The 21,834-nt window shown below is 58.6% G+C and carries 17 protein-coding genes and 2 pseudogenes; 10 read left to right on the top strand and 9 right to left on the bottom strand.

Annotated elements, in window-relative coordinates; genetic code table 11:
* Positions 1 to 256 precede the first annotated feature (256 nt).
* From PVA48_RS10315 to PVA48_RS10305, 3 genes are all read left to right on the top strand, one after another.
* Positions 257 to 4,162 carry a hypothetical protein gene (locus PVA48_RS10315; RefSeq protein WP_423231691.1) on the top strand — a complete coding sequence of 1,302 codons (3,906 nt, stop codon included), beginning with the start codon at positions 257 to 259 and terminating at the stop codon, positions 4,160 to 4,162.
* A 232-nt stretch (positions 4,163 to 4,394) separates the two neighbouring features.
* The gene (locus tag PVA48_RS10310; protein WP_102729056.1) at positions 4,395 to 4,754 is read left to right on the top strand and encodes a hypothetical protein; all 360 of its coding nucleotides are present in this window, start codon (positions 4,395 to 4,397) and stop codon (positions 4,752 to 4,754) included.
* Between the two features lie 849 nt (positions 4,755 to 5,603).
* Positions 5,604 to 6,416 (top strand): hypothetical protein, encoded by an 813-nt coding sequence (locus PVA48_RS10305; RefSeq protein ID WP_022395928.1) that lies wholly within the window; start codon positions 5,604 to 5,606, stop codon positions 6,414 to 6,416.
* 378 nt (positions 6,417 to 6,794) lie between these two features.
* On the opposite strand, the gene PVA48_RS10300 is transcribed toward PVA48_RS10305, so the two are convergent.
* Genes PVA48_RS10300 through PVA48_RS10290 form a run of 3 tightly spaced genes read right to left on the bottom strand, consistent with a single transcriptional unit; the run spans position 6,795 to position 8,787 of the window.
* A complete protein-coding gene (locus tag PVA48_RS10300; RefSeq protein ID WP_423231690.1) occupies positions 6,795 to 7,559 on the bottom strand; it encodes a PDZ domain-containing protein in 765 nt (254 codons plus the stop codon).
* A gap of 8 nt (positions 7,560 to 7,567) precedes the next feature.
* Complete coding sequence (locus PVA48_RS10295) at positions 7,568 to 7,960, bottom strand: hypothetical protein (protein ID WP_423231689.1); 393 nt, start codon at positions 7,958 to 7,960, stop codon at positions 7,568 to 7,570.
* A 2-nt stretch (positions 7,961 to 7,962) separates the two neighbouring features.
* Positions 7,963 to 8,787: a S1C family serine protease gene (locus tag PVA48_RS10290; RefSeq protein ID WP_423231688.1), complete on the bottom strand. Its 825-nt coding sequence runs from the start codon at positions 8,785 to 8,787 to the stop codon at positions 7,963 to 7,965.
* A 711-nt stretch (positions 8,788 to 9,498) separates the two neighbouring features.
* Between PVA48_RS10290 and PVA48_RS10285 the strand changes: the two genes are divergently transcribed.
* The 3 genes and pseudogenes from PVA48_RS10285 (at position 9,499) to PVA48_RS10275 (ending at position 13,057) form a co-directional block, all read left to right on the top strand.
* The gene (locus PVA48_RS10285) at positions 9,499 to 9,786 is read left to right on the top strand and encodes a hypothetical protein (RefSeq protein ID WP_423231687.1); all 288 of its coding nucleotides are present in this window, start codon (positions 9,499 to 9,501) and stop codon (positions 9,784 to 9,786) included.
* Positions 9,768 to 11,789, top strand: coding sequence for a transglycosylase domain-containing protein (locus PVA48_RS10280; protein ID WP_423232520.1), 2,022 nt, complete (start codon positions 9,768 to 9,770; stop codon positions 11,787 to 11,789). Before PVA48_RS10285 ends, PVA48_RS10280 begins: the two co-directional genes overlap by 19 nt.
* Before the next feature lie 16 nt (positions 11,790 to 11,805).
* Positions 11,806 to 13,057 (top strand): annotated as a pseudogene (locus tag PVA48_RS10275) (DNA recombination protein RmuC).
* Between the two features lie 176 nt (positions 13,058 to 13,233).
* Here PVA48_RS10275 and PVA48_RS10270 read toward each other — a convergent pair.
* From PVA48_RS10270 to bla, 6 genes are all read right to left on the bottom strand, one after another.
* Positions 13,234 to 13,437, bottom strand: coding sequence for an HAD family hydrolase (locus tag PVA48_RS10270; protein ID WP_423231686.1), 204 nt, complete (start codon positions 13,435 to 13,437; stop codon positions 13,234 to 13,236).
* On the bottom strand, positions 13,398 to 13,937 hold the full coding sequence (locus PVA48_RS10265) for an HAD family hydrolase (protein WP_423231685.1): 540 nt from the start codon (positions 13,935 to 13,937) through the stop codon (positions 13,398 to 13,400). The genes PVA48_RS10270 and PVA48_RS10265 overlap by 40 nt, the downstream gene beginning before the upstream one ends.
* Before the next feature lie 4 nt (positions 13,938 to 13,941).
* Positions 13,942 to 14,721 carry an acyl-ACP--UDP-N-acetylglucosamine O-acyltransferase gene (lpxA, locus tag PVA48_RS10260; protein ID WP_102727233.1) on the bottom strand — a complete coding sequence of 260 codons (780 nt, stop codon included), beginning with the start codon at positions 14,719 to 14,721 and terminating at the stop codon, positions 13,942 to 13,944.
* Between the two features lie 67 nt (positions 14,722 to 14,788).
* A complete protein-coding gene (locus PVA48_RS10255; RefSeq protein WP_102721027.1) occupies positions 14,789 to 15,655 on the bottom strand; it encodes an RDD family protein in 867 nt (288 codons plus the stop codon).
* 13 nt (positions 15,656 to 15,668) lie between these two features.
* Complete coding sequence (locus tag PVA48_RS10250; RefSeq protein WP_102721028.1) at positions 15,669 to 17,294, bottom strand: ABC transporter permease; 1,626 nt, start codon at positions 17,292 to 17,294, stop codon at positions 15,669 to 15,671.
* 74 nt (positions 17,295 to 17,368) lie between these two features.
* Entirely contained in the window at positions 17,369 to 18,289 is a 921-nt protein-coding gene (bla, locus tag PVA48_RS10245) for a class A beta-lactamase (RefSeq protein WP_180975269.1), read from the bottom strand.
* Between the two features lie 128 nt (positions 18,290 to 18,417).
* Here bla and PVA48_RS10240 point away from each other — a divergent pair, with 128 nt between their 5' ends.
* From PVA48_RS10240 to PVA48_RS10225, 4 genes and pseudogenes are all read left to right on the top strand, one after another.
* The gene (locus PVA48_RS10240; RefSeq protein WP_022395939.1) at positions 18,418 to 18,921 is read left to right on the top strand and encodes a DUF456 domain-containing protein; all 504 of its coding nucleotides are present in this window, start codon (positions 18,418 to 18,420) and stop codon (positions 18,919 to 18,921) included.
* Between the two features lie 171 nt (positions 18,922 to 19,092).
* Entirely contained in the window at positions 19,093 to 19,413 is a 321-nt protein-coding gene (locus tag PVA48_RS10235; protein WP_022395940.1) for a DUF3784 domain-containing protein, read from the top strand.
* Positions 19,414 to 19,461: 48 nt separating this feature from the next.
* Positions 19,462 to 19,728 (top strand): annotated as a pseudogene (locus tag PVA48_RS10230) (glycoside hydrolase N-terminal domain-containing protein); the annotation flags it as partial.
* Positions 19,729 to 19,739: 11 nt separating this feature from the next.
* The gene (locus tag PVA48_RS10225) at positions 19,740 to 21,827 is read left to right on the top strand and encodes a glycosyl hydrolase family 95 catalytic domain-containing protein (protein WP_423231684.1); all 2,088 of its coding nucleotides are present in this window, start codon (positions 19,740 to 19,742) and stop codon (positions 21,825 to 21,827) included.
* Positions 21,828 to 21,834: the final 7 nt, after the last annotated feature.

Raw genomic sequence — 21,834 nt, 5'->3', positions numbered from 1 at the left:
TACCATAATATAAGATTTTAAGAACTGATTATCATAAAAATGCATTCTCCCCGCTTCCTTCCTCCTTCCAGATGGTTTCTCCGTCAATTTATTCTGCCTGCAATGCGCTTGTTTGAAGCAATTTTGAGCTTGCATGGACTGCCTCTTTTTTGTATTGACTAGAGTTAAGAATTGGCTCTTCGCACCTTCGTGACAGTGGGGATTTTTATACCCTCAAACTTGAGCGGAAAAGTGCACGCCGGAACCCACCATTTTCATGAAGATTAAACATTTCACTAAACGTCCTATCAGGCATGTCAGCAAAGGTTTTGCCCTGATTGCCACCATCACCCTGATGATGCTCCTGGCCCTTCTCAGCGTTGGCCTTCTCACCATCGCATCCTCACAGGTCCGCATTTCCGAAAAACAGCTCTTTGCCGCGGAGGCCAAATCCCTCGCCAGGTTTTCCCTGGAAGTGGCCCTCGGGCAGCTCCAGTGTGAGCTGGGGCCCGACCAGCGCGTTTCCGCCAACTCGGGCATCCTTTCCTCCGGCGCCAGCGAAGGCAACGCCCCGTACATCCTGGGCGTCTGGAACAGCTGGGATACCTGGCTCAACAAGACTAACTCCCAGGGCATGAACATTTCTTCCACCTACGATACGGGAAGAAAGTCCATGTTCCGCCGCTGGCTCATTTCCGACCCGGACCTGCGCAGGCTCAGCACGCTGGAAGCGGGCAAAAGCCTGCTGGGCAAACGTTCCCTTACCAACCAAAATTTCCGCAGTGTCGCCTTGGTGGACCATGGCACGGTGGGAACGCCCGTAGGCGCCAAGAACCAGGACAAAAAGGAAATCTACGCCCGCATGGTGCGCGTGGACGATTCCTCCAAGACCATGGGGCTGAAAAAGAACGCCAACTCACGCAAATACATTGCGTGGTGGGTAACGGGAGAAAACCAGAAGGCGCGCATCAACCTGATGCCGCATGCCTCGGAAGAAAGCACGGATGCCCTGACGGTGATGCGCTCCACGTGGGACACGCCCGGTCCTGATTTGGAGCCCCTCAACCTTTCTTCCATGATGGCATCGAGTTCCGGAAACGACATGTCCACAGTCAGAAAACTCATTTCCCTTGATTCTCTGCTGGCTAACAGTAAAAACGGCCGGCTGAAAGACTTGGGAGAGGTGTACCATGACATCTCCCTGGTTTCTTCCAGCCTGCTGACGGATTCTAAATTCGGAGGTCTTAAAAAGGACCTCAACATTATGTTTTCCCAGGAAAAGCTGCCTGAGGACTTCCGCGGAGACACCTCGGATATCGGTCTCCGGCCGTATACGTCCGAGGACGGAAACCCATCGGAACAGAACCGCCCGATCGGTTCCTGGAACCAGCTCTACCTGTGGGCCAACGTGTGGGACTCCTCCACGAAGAGGGACGGACAAGATTCTTCCGCCACCCTGCAATGGAATGGGCGCACCCCCAGCACATTGATTGCGGCGGACTCTGCGGCCAGTATGGAAATGATGGACAACCGCTACACGTACATGCGCCATCCCATCCTGCTGCGCTTTTATTCTTTCGTGGGACTTAACTATGTCAAACACGGCAACAAGCATCCCAACCGCGGTGGATGGATTGACTTCCGTATCGCCGTCATTCCGGTGTACGTCTGGTGGAACCCCTACAATGTGGATATGAAACTGACCGGAGCCGACGGCGGCGTCTGGGGCGCCTACTTCGGTGAACACCGTTTCATGCCCCTGCTGCTTTCCCACAATATCAAATTCGCATGGAACCAGCTGGATGAAGGCCAATTGTCCAATTACGGGGAATCCTGCCTGGTCCCCTACTTGAATGCTTCTTATAACAACCGCCAGGTAGCCGACTTTGGCGCCTCTTTCCGCACCACATCCAAACTCAGTGGAGATGGGGCCACGATCAAGGGAGAACCTTCTACCTTGAAGGCTGGAGAAATCGTTGTCTTTGCCCAGCCGGTCGTTTCCAACATTGCCAATGGCAATGAGGTTTATAAGACAAAACCCAACAGCGGTGATTTCAAACCGGACAGGTTCCCGCTCAAGGAAGGTTGGTCCCAGGAGCCTGGCCAGGTCAGCTCCTATGCCGTCAACCTGACGGACGGTGTTCGCTACGAACTGCTGGACGGCAGTGGATATAATCAGCAGGGCATCGCCAAGGCTTCCATTATCTTCGCGGAAGATACCAGCCAACTCAATGGTACGCCCGATAATCATGTCCTCGCCGTCAAATACGGGGACAAGGGAGCATCAAAGGCCTTGGGAACCTTCGTCATGGGGGCCGGTCTCATGAATCCCAACAAGATGAACAGCTCCTCCTCCCTGAATGGGAAAAACACGGCTGAAATCGACATCTTCGCCAAAACCATGCCGGCTATCCTCAACCTGAACTGGGGCGCGTGGGAAAAACCTCTGGTCGACCAGATTAAGCTTCCGGCGGAAATGTGGGAACAGGAACATAATGAAGGAACCGATGAAGAGGCCAAGAAGTCGGGCCAATACGGAACTCCCTCTTTGGATTCCACGTTCATCGCCTACTACGGGGTATCGGTCAAATGGGGCAAGCCTCCGGTGATTGGAGCCTACCCGGAAGGCAAGGACTACCGCGCCAAGACATGGCAGCACTCCAGCCCTCTCTTCTGGGGTGGGCAGATGCCCACCGCCTCCGAGCTCGGACGCCTCTACAGCCCCTACCAGTTTGAAGTCAAAAATGCCAACAGCGACTTCTTCCCCATCACCATCTCCAACATCCTCTCCAACGACGGCACCAGGCTCTCCCCCTTCGGCGGACCGGGCGCCGAGCAGGTCAACAAGATCGTGGCCGCGGAACTCCCCTTCCAGCAGCCCTCCAGCCTCGCCGGCTTCGCAGGCTGCCGCCTCACCCCGGGATGGTACAGGAGCGACTCCAAGGCGGCCGTCGCCAAGCGCTTCGCCTACCAGTCCGGCGTGCCGGGCGTGGGGATCGGCAACGCTTTTGCCGACCCCATGCTCCCGCCCGACAAGGTCTTCTCCCACAATGAAATCATGGGAGACGCCTCCCTGGGCGACTTCTGGGACCACGGCCTGATGGTCAACGACGCCCTCTGGGACTCCTGGTTCGCCTCCTCCCTGGCCGCGCGCCCCTCCAGCATCGGAGGCACGGGCAGGGAGGAACTTAAAACCGTGCTTCAACAGGCCTTCTCCACGGACGCCTCCTCCAACAGGGCCGCCGGCATTGCCAACAGGCGCTTCGTGCCCGACCTCCAGGGCAAGCCCTCCGAGGCCGTCGTCGAAGAACTCTCCAAGACCGACGAAGGCTACAAGCACGCCTCCAAGTACCTCACCGTGGCCGGGGGCTTCAACGTCAACTCCACCTCCCAGCGCGCCTGGGAAGCCACCCTGCTTGGGCTCAAAAAGCGCAAGCTCCTCTACTCCCGGAGCGGGACCCCCTCCGTGCTCAACAACAGCCAGACGGCCTTCTCCCGCTTCGGGGTGGCCAGCAGCGACAAGTCCCACGTGGACGACTACGGCTCGGTGGGCGTAACCCAGGGCATCCCGGACGGGGAGGCCATGGCGTGGTCCGACCTCAGAACGCTCAGCGACTCGCAGATCAAGTCCCTGGCCCGGAACATGGTCCAGGAGGTCAAGAAGAGGGGCCCCTTCCTGAACATGTCCGACTTCGTCAACCGCCGCCTGCAGAGCGGGGAGATGGGGGTGAAGGGGGCGCTTCAGGCGGCCATCGACGAAAGCTCCATCAACAGCACCTTTGACGAACTCTCCGACATGGTCATCACGCCCAAGGGAGGGTACCCGAACCAGGACGCGGCCAAGGGATTGGTGTACACGGCGGCGCCCGGCTACCTGATCCAGTCCGACGTGCTGGCGGTGCTGGGCAATATTTTAACGACGCGCGACGACACGTTTACGATCCGGGCCTACGGGGAGCTGACCAACCGCGAGGGTGTGGTGCTGTCGCGGGCGTGGTGCGAGGCGGTGGTGCAGAGGGGGATCAACTACGTGGACCCGGTGGACAGCCCGGAGACGCCGGTCAAGAAGATCAACATGAAGAGCGGAGCGCTGGAGGAGACGGAGCTGAGCGCGGTGAACAAGGCGTTCGGGAGGAAGTTCAACATCGTCTCCTTCCGCTGGCTGTCTCCCGAGGAGGTGTAATAAAAGAGAGAGTTCTTTTTCTTCTTCCCGGCCAGCGCCGCTTCCCATCCACGGGGAGCGGCTCTTTTTGTGCTTAAGGGGAGGGAGGAAAAGCAAGATAGGGGTTATAAGGTTTATAGGGGTAATAGGGATAATGGGGGGGGTGCAATTATAGACGCATATTTTTTAAGTGAGCCTCCATTTGAGAATTACGAAAAATATAAATCTGCAAGTACGAGGCCGGCTTGCTGACATGTTTACTATCCAGAAAGAGAAGGAACGTCTTTTGTTCGAGGAACTTACAAGGCAGCCAATTAAAGAAAACAGGCCTTCTGAAATCCTGGCAAAATGGGCCTTTGCGGATTTCAAGCCGCGGGGGCCTGCATCTTTTATCCCGAACCTCCGAAAGAGGGTTTCTATCATTCCATGTAACCACCCCCGGCATGAGAATTATTCCACTGCATTCCAGAGCAGTTTTTATGTGAAGCGGGAACGGCTTTTTCACGAAATCCATCGCGACAGACAGACCAGTGCAGAGACTTCTGCATTTTTGCTCGATGGGGAAGACCTCAACGAACGAATTTTCAGGCTTTTCCCGAAGGCGAAAAAGTGAAAAGTTGTAAAGCGGATATTATTTTACTCTCCTTGCCGTTATTTAAAAGAGCCAAAGACAAGGTACAGCCCACATTCCATAGGGACGTCATTAACCCGCTTCTATAAACGTTATCCACCACTTATTTTTTAAGCTCAGCAACAGCCACTTCATGCAATATGTCAAATTCAGCAGGAGCAATTTCAGCAAGCAGTTTCATATGCTCCTGTTTCCGTGCCTATATCAAGCATATTCCGGCCACTTACACATAGTTTGCGATTGATGATTTTATCGTAAAATTCCTGCGGATAAATATCACGGAACATTGCACAGGATGCCGAAGTTCCGCCCCAGTCAAATGCTTTTCCTCCGCAGATGTCTTTATCTCACTTTTTCCGCCAAGAGGGCCCTTCCCACAAAACGCATCTTACCCGGCCAAGGCGAATAACCAAGGCTTCCTATCCTTTAAATGCAATTATTTTCCTGTGGAGATGTCACATAACTTGTTTTTCATCATTACTCCATGTACCTGCACATAAGCCATTTTATTCATTCAGATACTATTTTACCCTGTGCAGATGAGGTCATGCGTAACAGAAATGCTGAATCCGCAGGCTTTCCCGGCAGAAAAAGGGGGCCAATTACCGCTGGAATTTTCTATTTTTTATCTTCAACATCCCTACTTTGAGCTTGCACGGCCTTCCTCATTCCTGTACTTCACAAGGGATATAAAGTCCATCAAGGCTTGCGTCCGTACCCTGTTGCACGCCCCGATGGATTCAGCCTGCTGCATTCTCTCCCGCAAGACTGTCCGTCAAGGGTCCATGCGCCGGCCAAAAGCCCCCTTTTATTTTTCACTCCCCCGAATATATGCGCATTTTACCCATCCTCGCCTTTACCTGCCTTCTCGGAAGCGTTTCTTTCGTCCATGGACAGACCCGCACTCCTTCCAAGCCGGAGCCGGCTAAACCGGAAACGAACGCCCCGGCGGCTGATACCGTGGACAAGTCCCTCTCCCCCGCCGCCGTCAACGGCATCCGGTTTGTCCTTAAGACGCCCATGCCCCTCCCCTCTCCCATTTACATGCCCATTGATTCCAAAAGGCTGGAGAAAGTGGAAATCCGCGCCGCCCTTCCCGGACGCCGCAGCGTTTATCCCAGGAGCAAGATTATTACCCTGTTCGGTGGCCTGGACCAGAAGGGGATGCCGACCAACAAGCTTGTCAGCAAGCCCCTTCCGACCGACCTTGGCCCCAAAACCCTGGCGCTGGTAGGCAAGAACAGCAGCGGAGAGTTTACCCTGGATTTTATCAATGAAGCGGAACTTCCGCTTAATTGCGTTTACATTCAGAATCTGACCGGGCGCACCTTCACTCTGGAGCTTCCCAAGCCCCCCGCGGGAGAAAAGAGCGCCATTGAATTGCCCAGCAAGTCCATTTACATTTTCGGCAAGGACTCTACGGACAGCAACGTTTCCCGCACCACTGCCGCCAATTTGACGTACATGACTCGTTTGAAGAACGGCAAAGTCGTGAAGGTGAAGGACAGGGGCATGATGCTGACCACCTACCCCGGGCGGAAAGTAGTGATGATCATTTCCCCGGATTCCACCGGACGCACCGTCGTTCTAACGGAGCTGATGATTTTCAAGGAAAAACCGGTGGCAGCCTCTTCGGGCAAGTAAGTTTTCCCCTCAGCCTCCGGCAATACGGGGGCGAAAGATATTCAAGAGCCGGAAACCAATCCGGTTTATTCGGAAAAACGGGCATTACTGCCCGTTTTTTTACGCCATCATCCCATCCTGCCGCCATTCCCGGTGAATAAAATGCTCCGCGTTTTCCCGGCAGGAGAAATTGCCGCCGCCATTTAGTTTCCTCATGCGGCAACCCATTCCTCCGGGACAACAACGGCACGATTCCCACAAGAGAAGGAAGTAAAAACAGCAGGTAAGGCAGAAAGTTCCTCCCGGTCAAAACCGGACGGCATGAAGAGCACGAAGATGCCTCGAATACTCCAGGCTCCCGGGCGGTTCATCTCTTCACCTCCCGGAAACCAACCGAGCTTAATAGACCTTAGGCACCAGTCCCTGGCGGCTCATCTTGTCCTCCACCTTGCGGCGGTTTTCCTCCAAGCGCCGTGCGTCATAGGAGTCGTCCACAGGCTGGGCATCCGGAATGTTTTCTCCGCGGCCGGCCTGGTACTGCTGCACCTGCGGAAGCACCCCTTCCACCAGTTCCCGGCATATCCAGGAGGGGAGAATGTAGGTTTCCGTACGTCCGGCGCGGCTCAGGGCCAGCCCCACAAATTTTCCGTTAACGTCAATGACCGGGCATCCGGCGCGTTCCGGGAACAACGTCATGTCCGACTGGATGACCAGCGGGAATTCGTCCCGCTTCAGGCTCATCCGGTTGCCCATGGAGTTCATCATGTCCAGGCGCTTCTGGGGGAATTTCATCACTTTGGGCCTGGGGCCCGTGAGGAGCTTCCCTTCAACCACCTGATCCCGGCGCTTCACTTCCACGGGAACCGTCTCACCGGGGCGCACCCCGACCATGGCGGCACGGATGGAGTACATGCCGTCCACCGGCTTCCCATTCAGCTTCATCAGCACATCGCCGGCCAGCAAACCGCTGCGGTGCGCTCCGCTTCCGGCCTCCACGCCGCCGATCATGACTCCCTCCCCGTCCCAGCGGGGATCGGAAACGATGCCCAGGTAAGGCTGGTCGTCCGCCCGCAGGCTGCGCTGCGCCACGGAAACAACCCCGAAGTCACTGACATGCCCCGTGGGGGACACGGCCGCAATCACGTCCCCTTCCTGCGCCTGCACGTAGGAGTTCAGGTCAATGGGGGAGCGGGAAGCCCCGGGACGTCCATCATCAGCAGATCGTGTTCCGGCAGGGCAAAGAGCACCTTGGCGTCATACACCCGTCCGGAAGAGTCCACCAGCATGACCGGCCGCCGTTCCTTCTGAAGGTCGCTCAACTTGGTAAGCACTTTCCCTTTCCCCACCACCGTTCCCAGGGCCACCTGGGTATTGCCGGCCACCAGCGCCACCACGGACTGCCCCACAGGTACAGCCACCTTGTCCCATTCCCGGAAGATTTCCTTGGCCTGGCTATCCAGCACGATTTTGTCCTCCGGGGCTATCATCTGGTCCGGAGGGAGCGGGGACGCTATTTCCTGGGCACACGCGGAAGCCGCCGCGAATGCCGCCCATAAGTATTTCATGATCATCCTTGAGTTTGTTCCTGGTATTTCAGGCCGGACATCAGATCGCCGCGCCTGCCGAATGTAAGATCCGCCTTGTAGGCCGTACCTTTCCTCACCACTACCACCGGAACGGTTTCCCCGGGACGGTGCCTGCCCAGCTCACGGAGCATGTCCCGCACGGAACGGAGGCTGCGGCTGTCCATGTGGGTGATGACGTCCCCCGGCTTGATGCCCGCGGTATCCGCCGGAGAGTTGACCACCACGTCTTCCACTACCACTCCGTCCACGCCCAGCACGTCCATCATGGCAAATCCCAATACGGGGGATTCCGGGTCAGCCATGGGATGAAGTCCAAGCTGGCCCCAGTGCCGCCCGGAGAGCAGCTTGTCCCAGTCCCTCCGGAATACGGAGACGGGGACATGGTTGTTGATTTTCAACATGGGGCCGATGGAGGAATGAATGCCCACCAGTTTGCCGGACAGGTCAAAGAGAGGGCCGCCGGAATCCCCGCCGATGAGCGTGCATTCCGAGATGAGAAAGCGCTGTTTTCCGTCCGTGCACAGCCTTCCCATGCGGATGGGCGCGCGGCGTTCCGGGTCAAAGCCCTTGGAATGGCCCAGGGCCACCACAAAGTCCCCCACATGCAGGCCGTCGGATTCCCCCAGTTCCACATGGGGATAATTTCCGCCGTCCATGATCTGCACCATGGCGGCGTCCCGCGTAAAGTTGGCCCCCAGCACGCGCCCCTTGACTACGCGCCCGTCGGCAAAAACCACGCGCATGATTTCATCGCCGCCCACCACGTGGGCCGCCGTCAGGATGAGCCCCTGCGGAGTGACAATCACGCCGCTGCCCGTCTCCCCCGTCGGAAACCAGCGCTACCGTAGCGGCCGTGACCCTGGAAGCCACCTGATGCACATGCTTCTGCAAGTCCGCCATGGAAGAGACATTCCCCGCAAGACTCATTCCTCCTAACAACAGGGACACAAGCCCCCCAACGACCAAGTAATAAAAACTCGTCATCCTGAATGCTGATATCATGAAATTATCGATAATCGAATGATAGGACATATCCTACCAGATAAACGTTCAAACCGGTACGAATTTGTCTAAGGATTGCGACATGACGCTCCATCTTTTGCTTAGACCATTCCGGTTGTTTATGATAAAATTCCCTCACGGATGGGTTTAAACGACAAATCACGGAAACGAAATGCCGGCTCCTGGCGGGAACGCATCCAGGACGGTGAGGCGGCTTCCCGTCCCCAAACGGAACGCAAAAAAAGGCCTGCGCCCCGTCCGTCCTATCCCGGGCTGCCGCAGGAAGATCCCGGTCCGGCAGTCATTCCCGGCCCCACCCGCAGAACAAGAAATTCCCGCAGCGGTTCTTCCCGGCATGACACACCGCCCCCGCGCCCGCGGCGCGCTGCCCGTCCGGCTCCGCAGGAGGAGTATGAGGACTACCCTAAGCGGAAGGAGAATCCCGTTCCGCACGCGCAGGAAGGCCGCGCAAGCCGCGCTTCACGATTTTCGGCGCCCTGCTGTTTGTCCTGCTGATGCCGTTCCGCTTCATCGGCTCCCTGACGCGGAATATCCGCTGGTTCATCAGCTGGCCCCTGCGCATCCTGCTGGGGTGCTGCTTCGTCGGCATTGTAATCGGTTCCATCCTGGTGTTCCTTTACGGAACCATTTCCAACCGCTATGACATTTCCGAGGTCAAGAGCAACATTCCGGAACGCACGGTGATTCTGGACCGCAAGAACCGGACCATCGGCACCCTGCACGGGGAAAACCGCAAGCGGGTGTCCCTCCGGGAAGTCCCCCCATTTTCATCGACGCCCTGATTCTGCGTGAGGACAACCGCTTTTACGACCACGGCGGCGTGGACTGGATAGGCGTGGGCCGCGCCTTCGCACAGGTGCTCAAGCACAAGAGGGCCACGCAGGGAGCTTCCACGCTGACCATGCAGCTCGCCAAGATCACTTACAACCACCGGGAGCGCAACCTGCATTCCAAGCTGACGGAGGTGGCTCTGGCAAAGCGCATTGAAGCCACCTACACGAAGGATGAGATTCTGGAGACCTACATCAACCGCATTTTCTGGGGACACACTTTCCTGGGGATTGCGGCGGCGGCGCGCGGGTATTATGACAAGGAGCCCCGCGACCTGTCCCTGGCGGAATGCGCCACGCTGGCCGGCATCATTTACGGCCCGAATGATTTTTCCCCCATCAAACACCCGGAGGAAGCCAAAAAAGTGCGCGACATCGTCCTGGGACTGTTGAAAAACGAGGGCAAGATCACGGAGGTGCAGTATCAGGCGGCCCTGGCGGAACCCATCGTCACCCGGACTCCCCAGTCCCGGTCGGAGGAGAATTACGCCATGGACCTTGTGCGCCGGGAACTGGACGCCATTCTGGAAGAAGAAGACATCCGCCTGGGCGGTCTGGTGGTCCACACCACGCTGGACCTGGATTTGCAGAACGCCACGCTGGACGCCATCAACAAGCATATGGAAGCGCTGGAAGCGCGCAAGGATTTCAAGAAGCACCTGGCGTCCCTGCAAGCCAAACGTGAGAAGAAGGGAATCCTGAAGAACAAGCTGACCACCAAGGCAGAATATGAAGCAGCCCTGGCCGCCTGGAAGGCGCTGCCCGCGGAACGGAAGGAGGGAATGCAGCCTCCCATGCCCAATTACATCCAGTCCGCCGCCGTAGTCATGGACAACGCCACGGGGGCCCTCCTCGCCGTCGTCGGCGGACGGGATGCGGAGGAATCCAAGCTGAACCGCGCCATCCAGTCCAGAAGGCAGACCGGCTCCCTGTTCAAGCCGTTCATTTACGCCACGTTTTTCCAGCAGGGCAATTCCGCGGACACCCGCATTTCAGACGACCGGATCGCCTACGGGGAAGTACGCGGAGCCGCCAACTGGTCCCCCCGCAATTCGGACGGCACGTACCGGGGCATGAAGCCGGCCTCCTTCGGCCTCATCCTTTCCCGCAACACCATGTCCGTGCGCATCGGCAACCGGGCCGGGCTGTCCAACGTCATCCAGTCCGCCCAACTGGCGGGCTTCCACGGGAATATTTCCCGCACCCCGGCTCTTTACCTGGGCACGTGGGAGGCCTCCCCGCTGGACATCGCCAGCGCCTACAGCGTCTTCGCCAACGGCGGCGTGCGCCCCACTCCGTACATCATTGACCACATTACGGATTCCCAGGGCCAGCCGCGCTTCGCCATCACCAAGAGCAAGCGCACCGTGTATTCCCAGCGGGCGGCCAACATCACCTCCTCCATCCTCCAGCAGGTCTGCAAACCCGGCGGCACGGCGGGCAGGATCACCGCGCTGGGCTTCAAGTCCCCCTGCGGCGGCAAGACCGGGACCACGAACAATTACACGAACGCGTGGTTTGCCGGATATACTTCCAATCTCACGTGCAGCGTATGGGTGGGGTTTGACTCCTCCACCAAGATTCTGGAGAAAGGCTACGGCGGCACGCTGGCCCTTCCCGTCTGGGTGGACATCATGCTGGCCGCCCAGAAGGAGGGCTACCCCGCCAACGCCATCCGCACGCGGCCCGGTTCGGAAGGACAGGCCGTGCTCGTCTGCCGGGAGTCCAACCAACTGGCCCATTCCGGCTGCCAGTATGCCAAGACGGCGTATTTTGAAACTTCCGCCGGCTACCAGGCCCCCACCAGGATGTGTGAAAAGCACATCCCCATGGCGGAACCGGATACAGAAGAGAATATTCCCTATGCGGAGCCGCTGGACGGCAGCGACGACAATATTCCCCTGGCCGAACCCGTAGAAGAAACGGACGCCATCCCCTACGCCACCCCCATCTGATTGCCTTACCCTTCTTATGACTTCTCCCCTGATTCCCTGGTTTCTCGCCCTTCTGCTGCTGGCCGCCTGCGTGGCACTGCTGATTCTGCTGCTGCGCTACCGGGACCGCTCCGTCCGGCTTGAAGCGGAATCCCGCTCCTGGCAGGAACGGGCGGAGGATAGAACACAGATGCTCCACCGGGCGGAAGAGGTGCTGAAGGATTCCTTCGCCGGCATTAGCGCGGAAGTCCTCCGGAATTCGGAAAAACAATTCCTGAACCTGGCGGAAACGCGGCTGCAAAGCCAGCGCCAGCAGGCCAACCATGACCTGGAATCCCGCAAACAGGCCATTGAGTCCATGCTGAAGCCGGTGAGCGAGTCACTGAAACTCGTGCAGTCCCGGCTGGGAGAGATGGAAAAGGAGCGCGTGGGCGCCTATACGGACCTGAAAACGCAAATCCGCTACATCCTTTCCGGGAATGAAGCCCTGAAGAATGAGACCGCCAGGCTTTCCCAGGCCCTGCACCACAACAGCTCGCGCGGCCAGTGGGGGAACTCCAACTGCGCCGCGTGGTGGAGCTGGCCGGAATGGTGGAATACTGTGATTTCACGACGCAGGAGACCCGTTCCAGGGAAGAGGACCGGGTGCGCCCGGATATGGTCATCCACCTGCCGGGAGGCCGTTCCATCATCATTGACGCGAAGGCCCCCATGTCCTCCTACCTGAATGCCGGGCAGACGGACAGGCTGGAGGAGCGCAGCCAGTGGATGTCCCGCCACGCCGCGGACGTAAAAAGACACCTCCAGCAGCTGAGCGCCAAGAATTATTTTGCCCAGTTTTCCCCGTGCCCCGAATTCGTCATCATGTTCCTGCCGGGGAAGCCTTTTTCCAGGCGGCCCTGGAAGCGGACCCCTCCCTGATTGAATTCGGCGCGGAGAACAAGGTGATCCTTTCCACGCCCTCCACCCTGATCGCCCTGCTGAAAGCCGTCGCCTACGGCTGGAAGCAGGAGCAACTGGCGGACAACGCCAAGAAAATCTCGGAAGCGGGGGCGGACCTGTTCAATACCTGCTCCATCCTCACCGGCCATTTTTCCTCCCTGGGCAAGAGCCTGAACCAGGCAGTGACCCAGTATAACAAGACCGTTTCCTCCTTTGAGCACCGGTTCATTCCCCGGGCGCAGAAGTTGAAGAATCTGGGCGTCACTTCCACCAAGGACCTGCCCGGCTCTCTGGAAGACATCACCGTGCAGGCCAAATCCGCAGATATTCCGGACATTCCGTCCTAAACGCGCAGCAGCAACACGGCAGCCATGCCCGCGTCCGGTTCCGGGCCGGGAATGCCGCCAGCCCTTGCGTTCACTGAATTTCTTTGCATCCGCAGGATGCGCTGGTGTTCAAAAAAGCGTGTTCGCGACTCCCGCATTGTTTTGGATGCCGCAGGCCACGGAGCGCTCCAGGATTTTCAAGGGATCGTCCTGTGGGCGGAAACGGGAAACGGCAGGCTGTCTTCATCCCGCAGCCGGGCGGACAGTTCCGTTACAGAGGCGCACACCGGCACACGGAAGACGTCCAGCGCGGCGCGGGAACTGTAGCCCCACCCTACCAGAACAAGCCGCGTTCCGGCGTTCACGGCCGTGTTGCCGTCGTGGGCTGAATCCCCCACCATGCACACCTGCTCCGCTTCATTCCCCAAGAACGGACGATGGACAGCAGGGAATCAGGCTCCGGCTTGCGCGGAAAGCGTTCGGAAAAGCCCATCACCTCCCGGAAGGGCACCTCTGGCAGGATATGGCGCACCAGCGGTCCCGTGACCACATGAGGCTTGTTGGACAGAACGCCCAGGGGGTGGCCTGCAGCGGCCAGTTCCAGCAGCATTTCACGGATGCCTGGGTACGGCACCGTGCCGTCCTGCCAGGTATGGGGGTATTCCCGCATGAATCCCCGGTGCACCGCTTCAAAGGCTTCCTCCGGCACTTCTCCGTTGAAACAGCCTTTCAGGGAAGCCAGGCAGAGTTCCCGCGCGCCCCTGCCCACCATTCCCCGGATGGCATTCACGGAGTGCTCCGGATACCCCAGGGACTTCAAGGCCAGGTTCAGGCCGCGGGCGATGCCGGGAATGGAGTCCACCAGCGTTCCGTCCAGGTCAAAGACAAAACCTGTTTTCATGGCCTCAGTGGCAGAAGCCCCGTTCGGAAGTTTCCACGAACTTGACGATTCTTTTCAGACAGGCATTTTCCGCGTAGTCCGAGTTCCGGAGCTCTTCCAGCGCTTCATGAACGGTCAGCTTCTTGTTGACGAAAAGCTTTTTGTAGCACATGCGTACGGCCCGCAGGTCTTCCTCGGAAAATCCGCGCCTCTGCATGCCGATGGAGTTGACGGAGCGCGTCACGGCCGGATGGCCTTCCACAATGGTGTACGGCAGCACGTCCTGGCTCACGCGGGCCATCGCGCCCACCATGGAGTGCTCCCCGATGCTGACGAATTGGTGCACGGCGCAGCATCCCGCCAGAATGGCGTAATCCCCCACCGTAACGTGGCCGGCGGCAGTGGCGAAGCCGGAGAAAATCACATGATTGCCGATCTGGCAGTCATGCCCGGCGTGGCAGGAAACCAGGAAGAGGTTGTTATTCCCTATCCGCGTCGTGCCGCCGATGTCCGTAGCCCGGTTGATGGTGGCGTTTTCACGGAAGACGTTGTTGTCCCCCACTTCCAGATAGGTCGGTTCCCCCTTGTATTTCAAATCCTGGCTTTTCAGGCCGAGGACGGAAAACGGAAAAAATTCGTTGCCGCTTCCGAAGGAGGAAGGTCCTTCAATGACCACATGGCTGTGCAGCACGCAGCCCGGGCCCAGCTTTACATGTTCTCCGACAACGCAAAAGGGACCGATTTTAACATCATCCGCGATCTCCGCAGTAGGATGCACTACTGCCGTTGGGTGTATTTCTGGCATGGCTGGGACGAGTATGAAACAAATTCAGGTGATTAAAAGGCTAAATCCCGCGCGGCCGGTCTTTTTGTCACATTTGCCCGGAGGCGCCCATGTACGCCTCCATTTCCGGCAGCCAGGGAATCAGCAGCACGTACATGACCTGGAGGCACAGGATGACAAGCACCAGCGTCATCACCACCTTGCGGAGGGTGAGTGAGTCGTTCAGCACGTCCGTGGTGCCCAGCTTCCTGTCCCAGGGAGTGAAGCCGAAGCGGCGCACCCACCACCAGGAAAAGAACAGGGCCAGCAGCATCAGGGAGGGGGCAAAGCAGCCCAGCCCCAGCACCATGACGAACAGGGAGCGCCGGAACGCCGTGGAGAAGGAAAGGCGCTTCCCCCGGTAGTCCCTGACGGAGACGCCCAGCATGGCTTTCCCCGGAGTGGTGCCCAGCGTTCCCAGAAAGGCGGTTTCAATGAGCACCATCGGGAGACAGAGGTAAAGGAGGGCTTCATAGGAACCGGGAAGAAAATCGGGGCTGAAGGCCAGGCCGAAGATCCTGAGCACGGCCAGATACAGCGTCATGTGCATCATCACGTCCGCCATTCTTCCCAGAAAACGGACGTACGGGTAGGGAACTACCAGAGGCGTGCCTTCCTCCACAGCCGTTTCCTCTTCTTCCGGCAGGGAATCCGCGTCCGTGGTGCCGGCGGCGGCATCTTGCGCCGCTTCATCCTCCGGCACATCTTCCTCCACATTACGCCGTTCTTCCTCTTCCTTGCGAACGGCGAACATTTCCTTCAGCGCCGGCAGGTCATGGATGCGCACCCATTCCGCGCATCCGGCATGCCACGCCCGGGCGGTTTCCGGAATGAGGCCCGCCTCCAGCATGGAGATTACCTCCACCTCCGGCAGGGGGCCCTTCTTTTCATGATCCTGAATCCAGTAAATATCCATGGGCGGTTTCCTGTTACATGCTGCGCAGGGAGCGGGCCGGGTCCTGGCGCGCCGTGATCAGGGCCGGAATGATGGAGGCCACCACGACCATGACGAAGGCTTTCACCGCCTGCCACGCCAGCTCCGCCCAGTCAATCACCACCGGAATGTTCGCCGTGCCGTGGAAAGCCACGGGGAACGGGTCAAAGCCTATTCCCGCCAGAAAGCCCTGGATCTGCATGCGGTATTCCAGCACCAGCAGTCCCAGGCCCACGCCCAGGAGAGCTCCCACAAAGCCGATGATGACCCCCTGCCACAAGAAGACGCGCACCACCTGGAACGGCGTGGCGCCCAGGGCCTTCATCACGGCGATTTCCTTTTTCCTCTGGATGGAAACGGTAAACATCACCGCCATAATGCAGAAGGCGGAAATCAGGGAGATGAAGGACAGCACAAAGCTCATCATCATGCGCTCCTTCTGCATGAGTTCAAACCACGCGTTAAAGCGGTCATGCCAGGTTTCCAGCGTCCACGCGGAAGAGGGCTTTTCCTTTTCCAGAGCCTGCATCACGGGGGACAGCATCGTTTCCACATGGTAGGGGTCGTTCACGCGCAGGGCCACGGCCTGCACCACGTCATCCTCATAACCCAGCAATTCCTGGCCGATGACCAGCGGAATGAAGAGATCCGGGCTGGGCGTATGCTGGGAGGCCCGGTAAATGCCGATCACCTCCAGATCCTTCGGCATGACCAGCTCCCTGATCTTGCGGAAGCATTCCATGTCCGCCTCATTCCTCTGCCCCGCCTTGAAGCCGCCCAGAATGGTTTCCCATTCCTTCCGCGTGCCTTCCGGGAAGGCCACCCTGCCGTTGTCCACGGCTTCCCCGTCATTCAGCACGGCAAGCAAATCCATCAGGCTGGAGCGCTCCGCATCCCTGCGGGGGACGGACAGCAGCCCGTTGAGCAGGGTGAATACCTTGTCCACGGAGGCCTTGCCGGCCGTTTCACGCTCTCCCTCCCTTTTCAGGGACTTGCCCCACTCCTTCAAATCATTGAGTTCCCGGGCGTTCTTTTCCGCCAGCATCGGCAGTTCCGTCTGCTGGTAGGCGTGGGAAATTTCCTGGAAATTGCGGGTAGTGTACACCCGGACCACATCCCCCACGTTCAGCCCCATGTTCTCCGCCACGATGGAGGAAACCACAGCCTTTTCCCCCATGTCCAGCTCCGCATTGCCGGCCACCACCAGGTGCTTCAAATCTTCCAGCTGGGCGGCGTTTTCCGTATCGATGGCCCGGAAAAAGCAGGGCCTCTGCCGTCCCTGCACGTCTACCAGCGCGTAGTCTTCTATCAGGGCATACGTGGACTGGACTCCGGGAACGTGCTTGAGCTTCTCGCTCAATTCCATCCAGTCCGGAATCACCTCCCTCACGCCGAAGTCATTCCGGTAGCACACCTGGACGTGCGGGGAGTGCGCAAACAGGTTCCCCTGGATTTCCTTCTGGAGGCCGCCCATGACGGACAGCACGACGATAAGCACCATCACCCCCAGCGATACGCCCAGCAGGCAGATCAGGGTAATGATGGAAAAGAAAGTCCGCAGCGGGTTCAAATACCGCAGCGCCAGGCTCAGGCTGATGTACCGGCTCAATAGGTTCTTCATGAATAACGCGGCACACCTTGCCTGATAGCGGCCCCCTTTCCAAGCTTAAAACATGTTCCGGGGAAGGCCGTCCGCTACTTGGCGGCGGCGGCCTGCCATTCCGTGCACAGCCAGCGGGCCATGGAGGCGATCACCTTCTCGCAGGCGGGAGCGGAATCCTTTGAATCCATGACGAACACGGAGACCGCCATTTTCCGCCCATTGGGAAGAACGATGATGCCGACGTCATTGACGGCGGTGATCACGCCCTCCGGAGTGGTGAAGCCCGATCCGGTCTTGTGCGCCACCACATAATCCTGCGGCAACTTCCCTTTCAGGCGCGTAGTCCCCGTAGCGCAGCCGGCCATCATGTCCCAGAGAAGCCGCTGCGTGTCCTTGTTCAGTATCTTACCCTCGTCAAACGCGCGCAGCAGGGCATTCATGGCTGACGGACGGCTCGAGTTGGCGTACTGCAATTCATGATTCCGCAGCATCTCGTCTTCCGTAAACCGGACGTTGATGCCGCTGATGCCCCATTCCTTCAAATCCTTCTGCACGGTCTCCGTCCCGCCGATGAGGGCAAACAGGAGGTCGCACGTGTTGTTGTCGCTCTCCTGAACGGTCACGCGCAGCAGTTCCTTTAAAGAAAAATCACCGCCCTGCGGAAAGCGCTCCCGCAGGGGACTCCACGTGTCTTTTACCAACTGCTCCGGGCGTATATGGATGATCTGTTCCAGATTCAGGGCTCCCTGGTCCACCCGCTTGAGCACGGACAGGGCCAGCACGAATTTGAAGACGCTCTGCATGGGATAGGCAGTCTCATCACCTACCGCCACGGCCTCCCCCGTGTCCAGCATCACTGCGGCCATGCCCACACGGGCTTTCAGGGAATGAGCCAGCTTCTGCACAGCGGCGGAATCAGCCGCGGGAGACGCGGCCACCACGGGCATAACACCCAGAGAAAGAGCGCAGGAGCACACCATGCAGCCACGCAGAAAAGAACCGGTGAAAGTCATGGGCGCCATTCCATACCACGCTCGCAAAAACCGCAACAGCAATCCATGCACTTCCCCCCTTTTTTCCGTCATCCGCAAGCCGGGCAGAAGCCTTGCCACACGCCTCCCTTCCTGATAAGAAGGGAGGCATGCCACCCGTCCTTTCAGAAACCCTCGTCTGGTGCGTCACCCTGCTGCTGTTCGGCATGGGGCTGATCGGCACGCTTATTCCCATGCTCCCCGGCATCATTATCATTGCGGCAGGGTGCATCTGGCAGGGAGTGATGGGCAGCAGGCACCTGGCGTGGTGGGAATGGACCGTCCTGGCGCTGATGGTTGCGGGCGGCCTGGTCATTGACAAGCTCTCCGGAGGCATGGGGGCCAAAAAATTCGGCAGCACCGCCGCCGGCATCTGGGGAGCCATCATCGGCGCCGTGGTGGGCGGCATCCTTTTCACCCCCATCGTGGGCCTTCTGTTCATGCCGTTCCTGGGGGCGCTGCTGGCGGAACTCATCTTTGCCAGAAAAGACATCATGGCCGCCTTCAAGGCAGGCTCCGGCGCGGCGCTGGGAATGCTCACCGGGCTGCTGCTGGAATTCACCTGCGGCCTGCTCATCATCGCCTGGTTCTGCTCCTGCTACTTCCTGTTTTGACGCAAAAAACAGGCCGCGGCGCTGCCTTGCGAAAGCTTCCGGCAGAAAAAACAGACGCTTTTTCTTCCGCTGAAAAAAAACCATTTCCCTAACGTATTCCCTTAAAGACCACTCTACGTACTTATCCGGGCGAGTTGCCGCGGACTTTCATTTCCCCCATTTTTCCGGCTTATGGATGCACCTATTCTGATACCCGTCGCCATGATGGCAGGCTTCATCATTCTTGGAGTCATTCTTTCCATGGGAAAATGCTCCTTCCTCATCGCAGGCTACAATATGATGAGCAAGGAACAGAAGAAGCAGTACGATGAACGCGCGCTGTGCCGGTTCATGGGAAAGCTCATGTACTGCCTGGCCTTCGCCATGCTGCTGTGGCTCATCAGCATTATCCTCCAGAATTCCGTGCTCCTGTCCGTCTCCCTGTGCCTTCTGGTGGGCAGCATAGCGTTTGCAGTCATTTATGCCGGTACCGGAAGCCGGTTTAAAAAATAGCGGCTTTTTACATCAACCTCCTCTTTTACGGGACACCCATCCTCTCTCATGACTGTCTCTACAACCTTGAAATATTTCTTCCTCCCCTGCCTTCTTGCGGCGGCCGTCCCTCTCCGGGCCGCTCCCGCCCCCATGCAGGCCACTTCCACCGAACCTGCACGGATCTGGACGGATGGCTACGGCACGGGCAACGGAAGGCTGGGCATTCTTTCTTTTGGCGTTTTTCCGAAGGAAATCGTCGTTTTCAATGAAGGAAGCATCTTCGCGAAGAAGAATTTCCAGATGAAGGAAGGCGCCGCGGAGGCCCTGGACAAGGCGCGCGAACTTTGCAAGGAAGGAAAATACCGGAGCGCGGACCAGGTGTTCCGGAAGGATATCCTTCCCCCGGCAGCATCGCGGGGGATTACCAGCAGGGAGGTCTCCTCCAGGTGGAATTCCAGGGGCTTCCCGCCGCTGCCTCCTACCGGCGCACGCTGGACATGCAGCGGGGCAAGGCTTCCACCCGCGTTCAATTCGGCACGGGAGAATTGTCCACGGAAATCCTGGCGGCTCCGTCCAGCGATTGCGCCGCTTACCGCATCACCTGCACCCTTCCGGCCGGGTGCCACGTTGCGCTGGACTTGCAGCATCCGGACCCGTCCGCCCGGATTGACGCACGGCCCGATGGCTGGGTCCTGACGGGACAGGGAAGCAACGGGGGCACCCGGTTTGAAAACAGGGTGGTCATCCTGGCTCCCGGCGCCGCCATATCCCGCAAGGGGAAAACGGTCGTTCTGGATTCCGCGCGGGAAGTGCTGGTGCTTTCCTCCACCTCCACGGATTACAATATCCGGAAGCCGGAAGAGCCCCTGACCCATTCCCTGGCAGACAAGAACAGGCAAATTCTGGCGAAGGCACAGAAAAAAGGCTGGAAAAAACTGGCGGCGGAAACGGAAGATTATTTTTCACGTCTCATGATGCGCTGCCAGGTGGACCTGGGGGATTCCCCTCCCGAGGTTTCCGCCATGACCACCCCTGAGCGGCTGGAACGGGTCAAACAAGGGGAAAAGGATCCGGACCTTCTGGAACAGCTTTTCCAGTTCGGCCGCTTTTGCACGATTGTCCACACCAGGCCGGGGCAGCTTCCCTGCGGCTTGCAGGGATTGTGGAATCCGGAGCTGCGGGCGGCGTGGATGGGCTGCTATTTCCTGAACATCAACAGCCAGATGAACCAGTGGCCCTCCTATGCCACCGGCCTGGGGGAATTCCAGCAGCCCTATCTTGAATTCGTCCGCAGCCTGCGCCCTCATGGAGAGGAATTTGCGCGCTTCATCAAACGGGACGGATTCTGCTTCGGCCATTACACGGACTGCTGGAAACGCACCTATTTTTCAGGAAATAACCCGGAATGGGGGGCCAGCCTCATGAACGGGGCGTGGGCGTGCGCCCACCTGGTGGACAGCTACCGCTTCACCGGAGACAGGGAAGACCTGAAGAAGTCCCTGCCCATTCTGGAATCCAACGCGCGTTTCATCATGTCCTGGTTTGAGGAGGACGATCAGGGGCATTACCTTTCCGGCCCCGGCGTCTCCCCGGAAACCGGATTTTACGCGCCGGACGGCACAGGCCCCAACGTGCTTTCCTACGTTTCCAACGGGACTTCTCATGACCAGCTTCTGGGCAGGGAGTCCCTCCGCAATTACATTTACGCCTGCGGAGAGCTGGGCATACGGACGCCTACTCTGGTTAAAGCCGTTCAATTCCTCAAAAAGATTCCCCAGCCTGCCATTGGCTCCGACGGGAGGGTGCTGGAATGGAGGCAGCCTTTTGAAGAAATGCAGAAGGGCCATCGCCATATCAGCCATCTTTACGGCTTGTTTCCCGGCACGGAATGGGACGTGCTCAATACGCCTGAATATGCCGCCGCCGTGCGCAAGTCCGCCGATTTCCGGCGCAAGTACGCGGACAAGGGGAACAACGGCATCAGGACCGGCTGGAGCACCGCATGGCTCATCAACCTTTATGCCGCCCTTGGCGACGGAAACGCCGCGGAGGACAGGATGTACGCCATGCTGAGGCATTACATCAATTCCAACCTTTTCGACCTGCATCCCCCGTTCCAGATCGACGGCAACTTCGGCTTTGCCTCCGGCGTGGCCCAGTGCCTGATTCAGAGCCAGATCACGCAGGACGGCTTCCAGGTTATCCTGCTGGCTCCGGCCCTGGCGGACGATTGGAAGAAGGGTTCCGCCACGGGGCTGCGCACCCGGGGAGGGCTGAAGGTGGACCTGTCCTGGCAAAACGGCAGGGTGCAGGCCACAGCCACCGCCACCCGTCCCGGCAGGTTCCGGTTCATGCACCAGGGCAGGAAAAAGGATCTGGCCATGAAAAAGGGGGAAACGGCGCGGCTTGATTTTCCGCCGCTTCCCCACTAGCATTCCT

Source organism: Akkermansia sp. JRP_AM1 (assembly GCF_049262625.1).
GTDB classification, from domain to species: Bacteria; Verrucomicrobiota; Verrucomicrobiia; order Verrucomicrobiales; family Akkermansiaceae; genus Akkermansia; species Akkermansia massiliensis.
The sequence above is the reverse complement of the archived record's forward strand: the minus strand, read 5'-3'. Positions and strand labels throughout refer to the sequence as shown.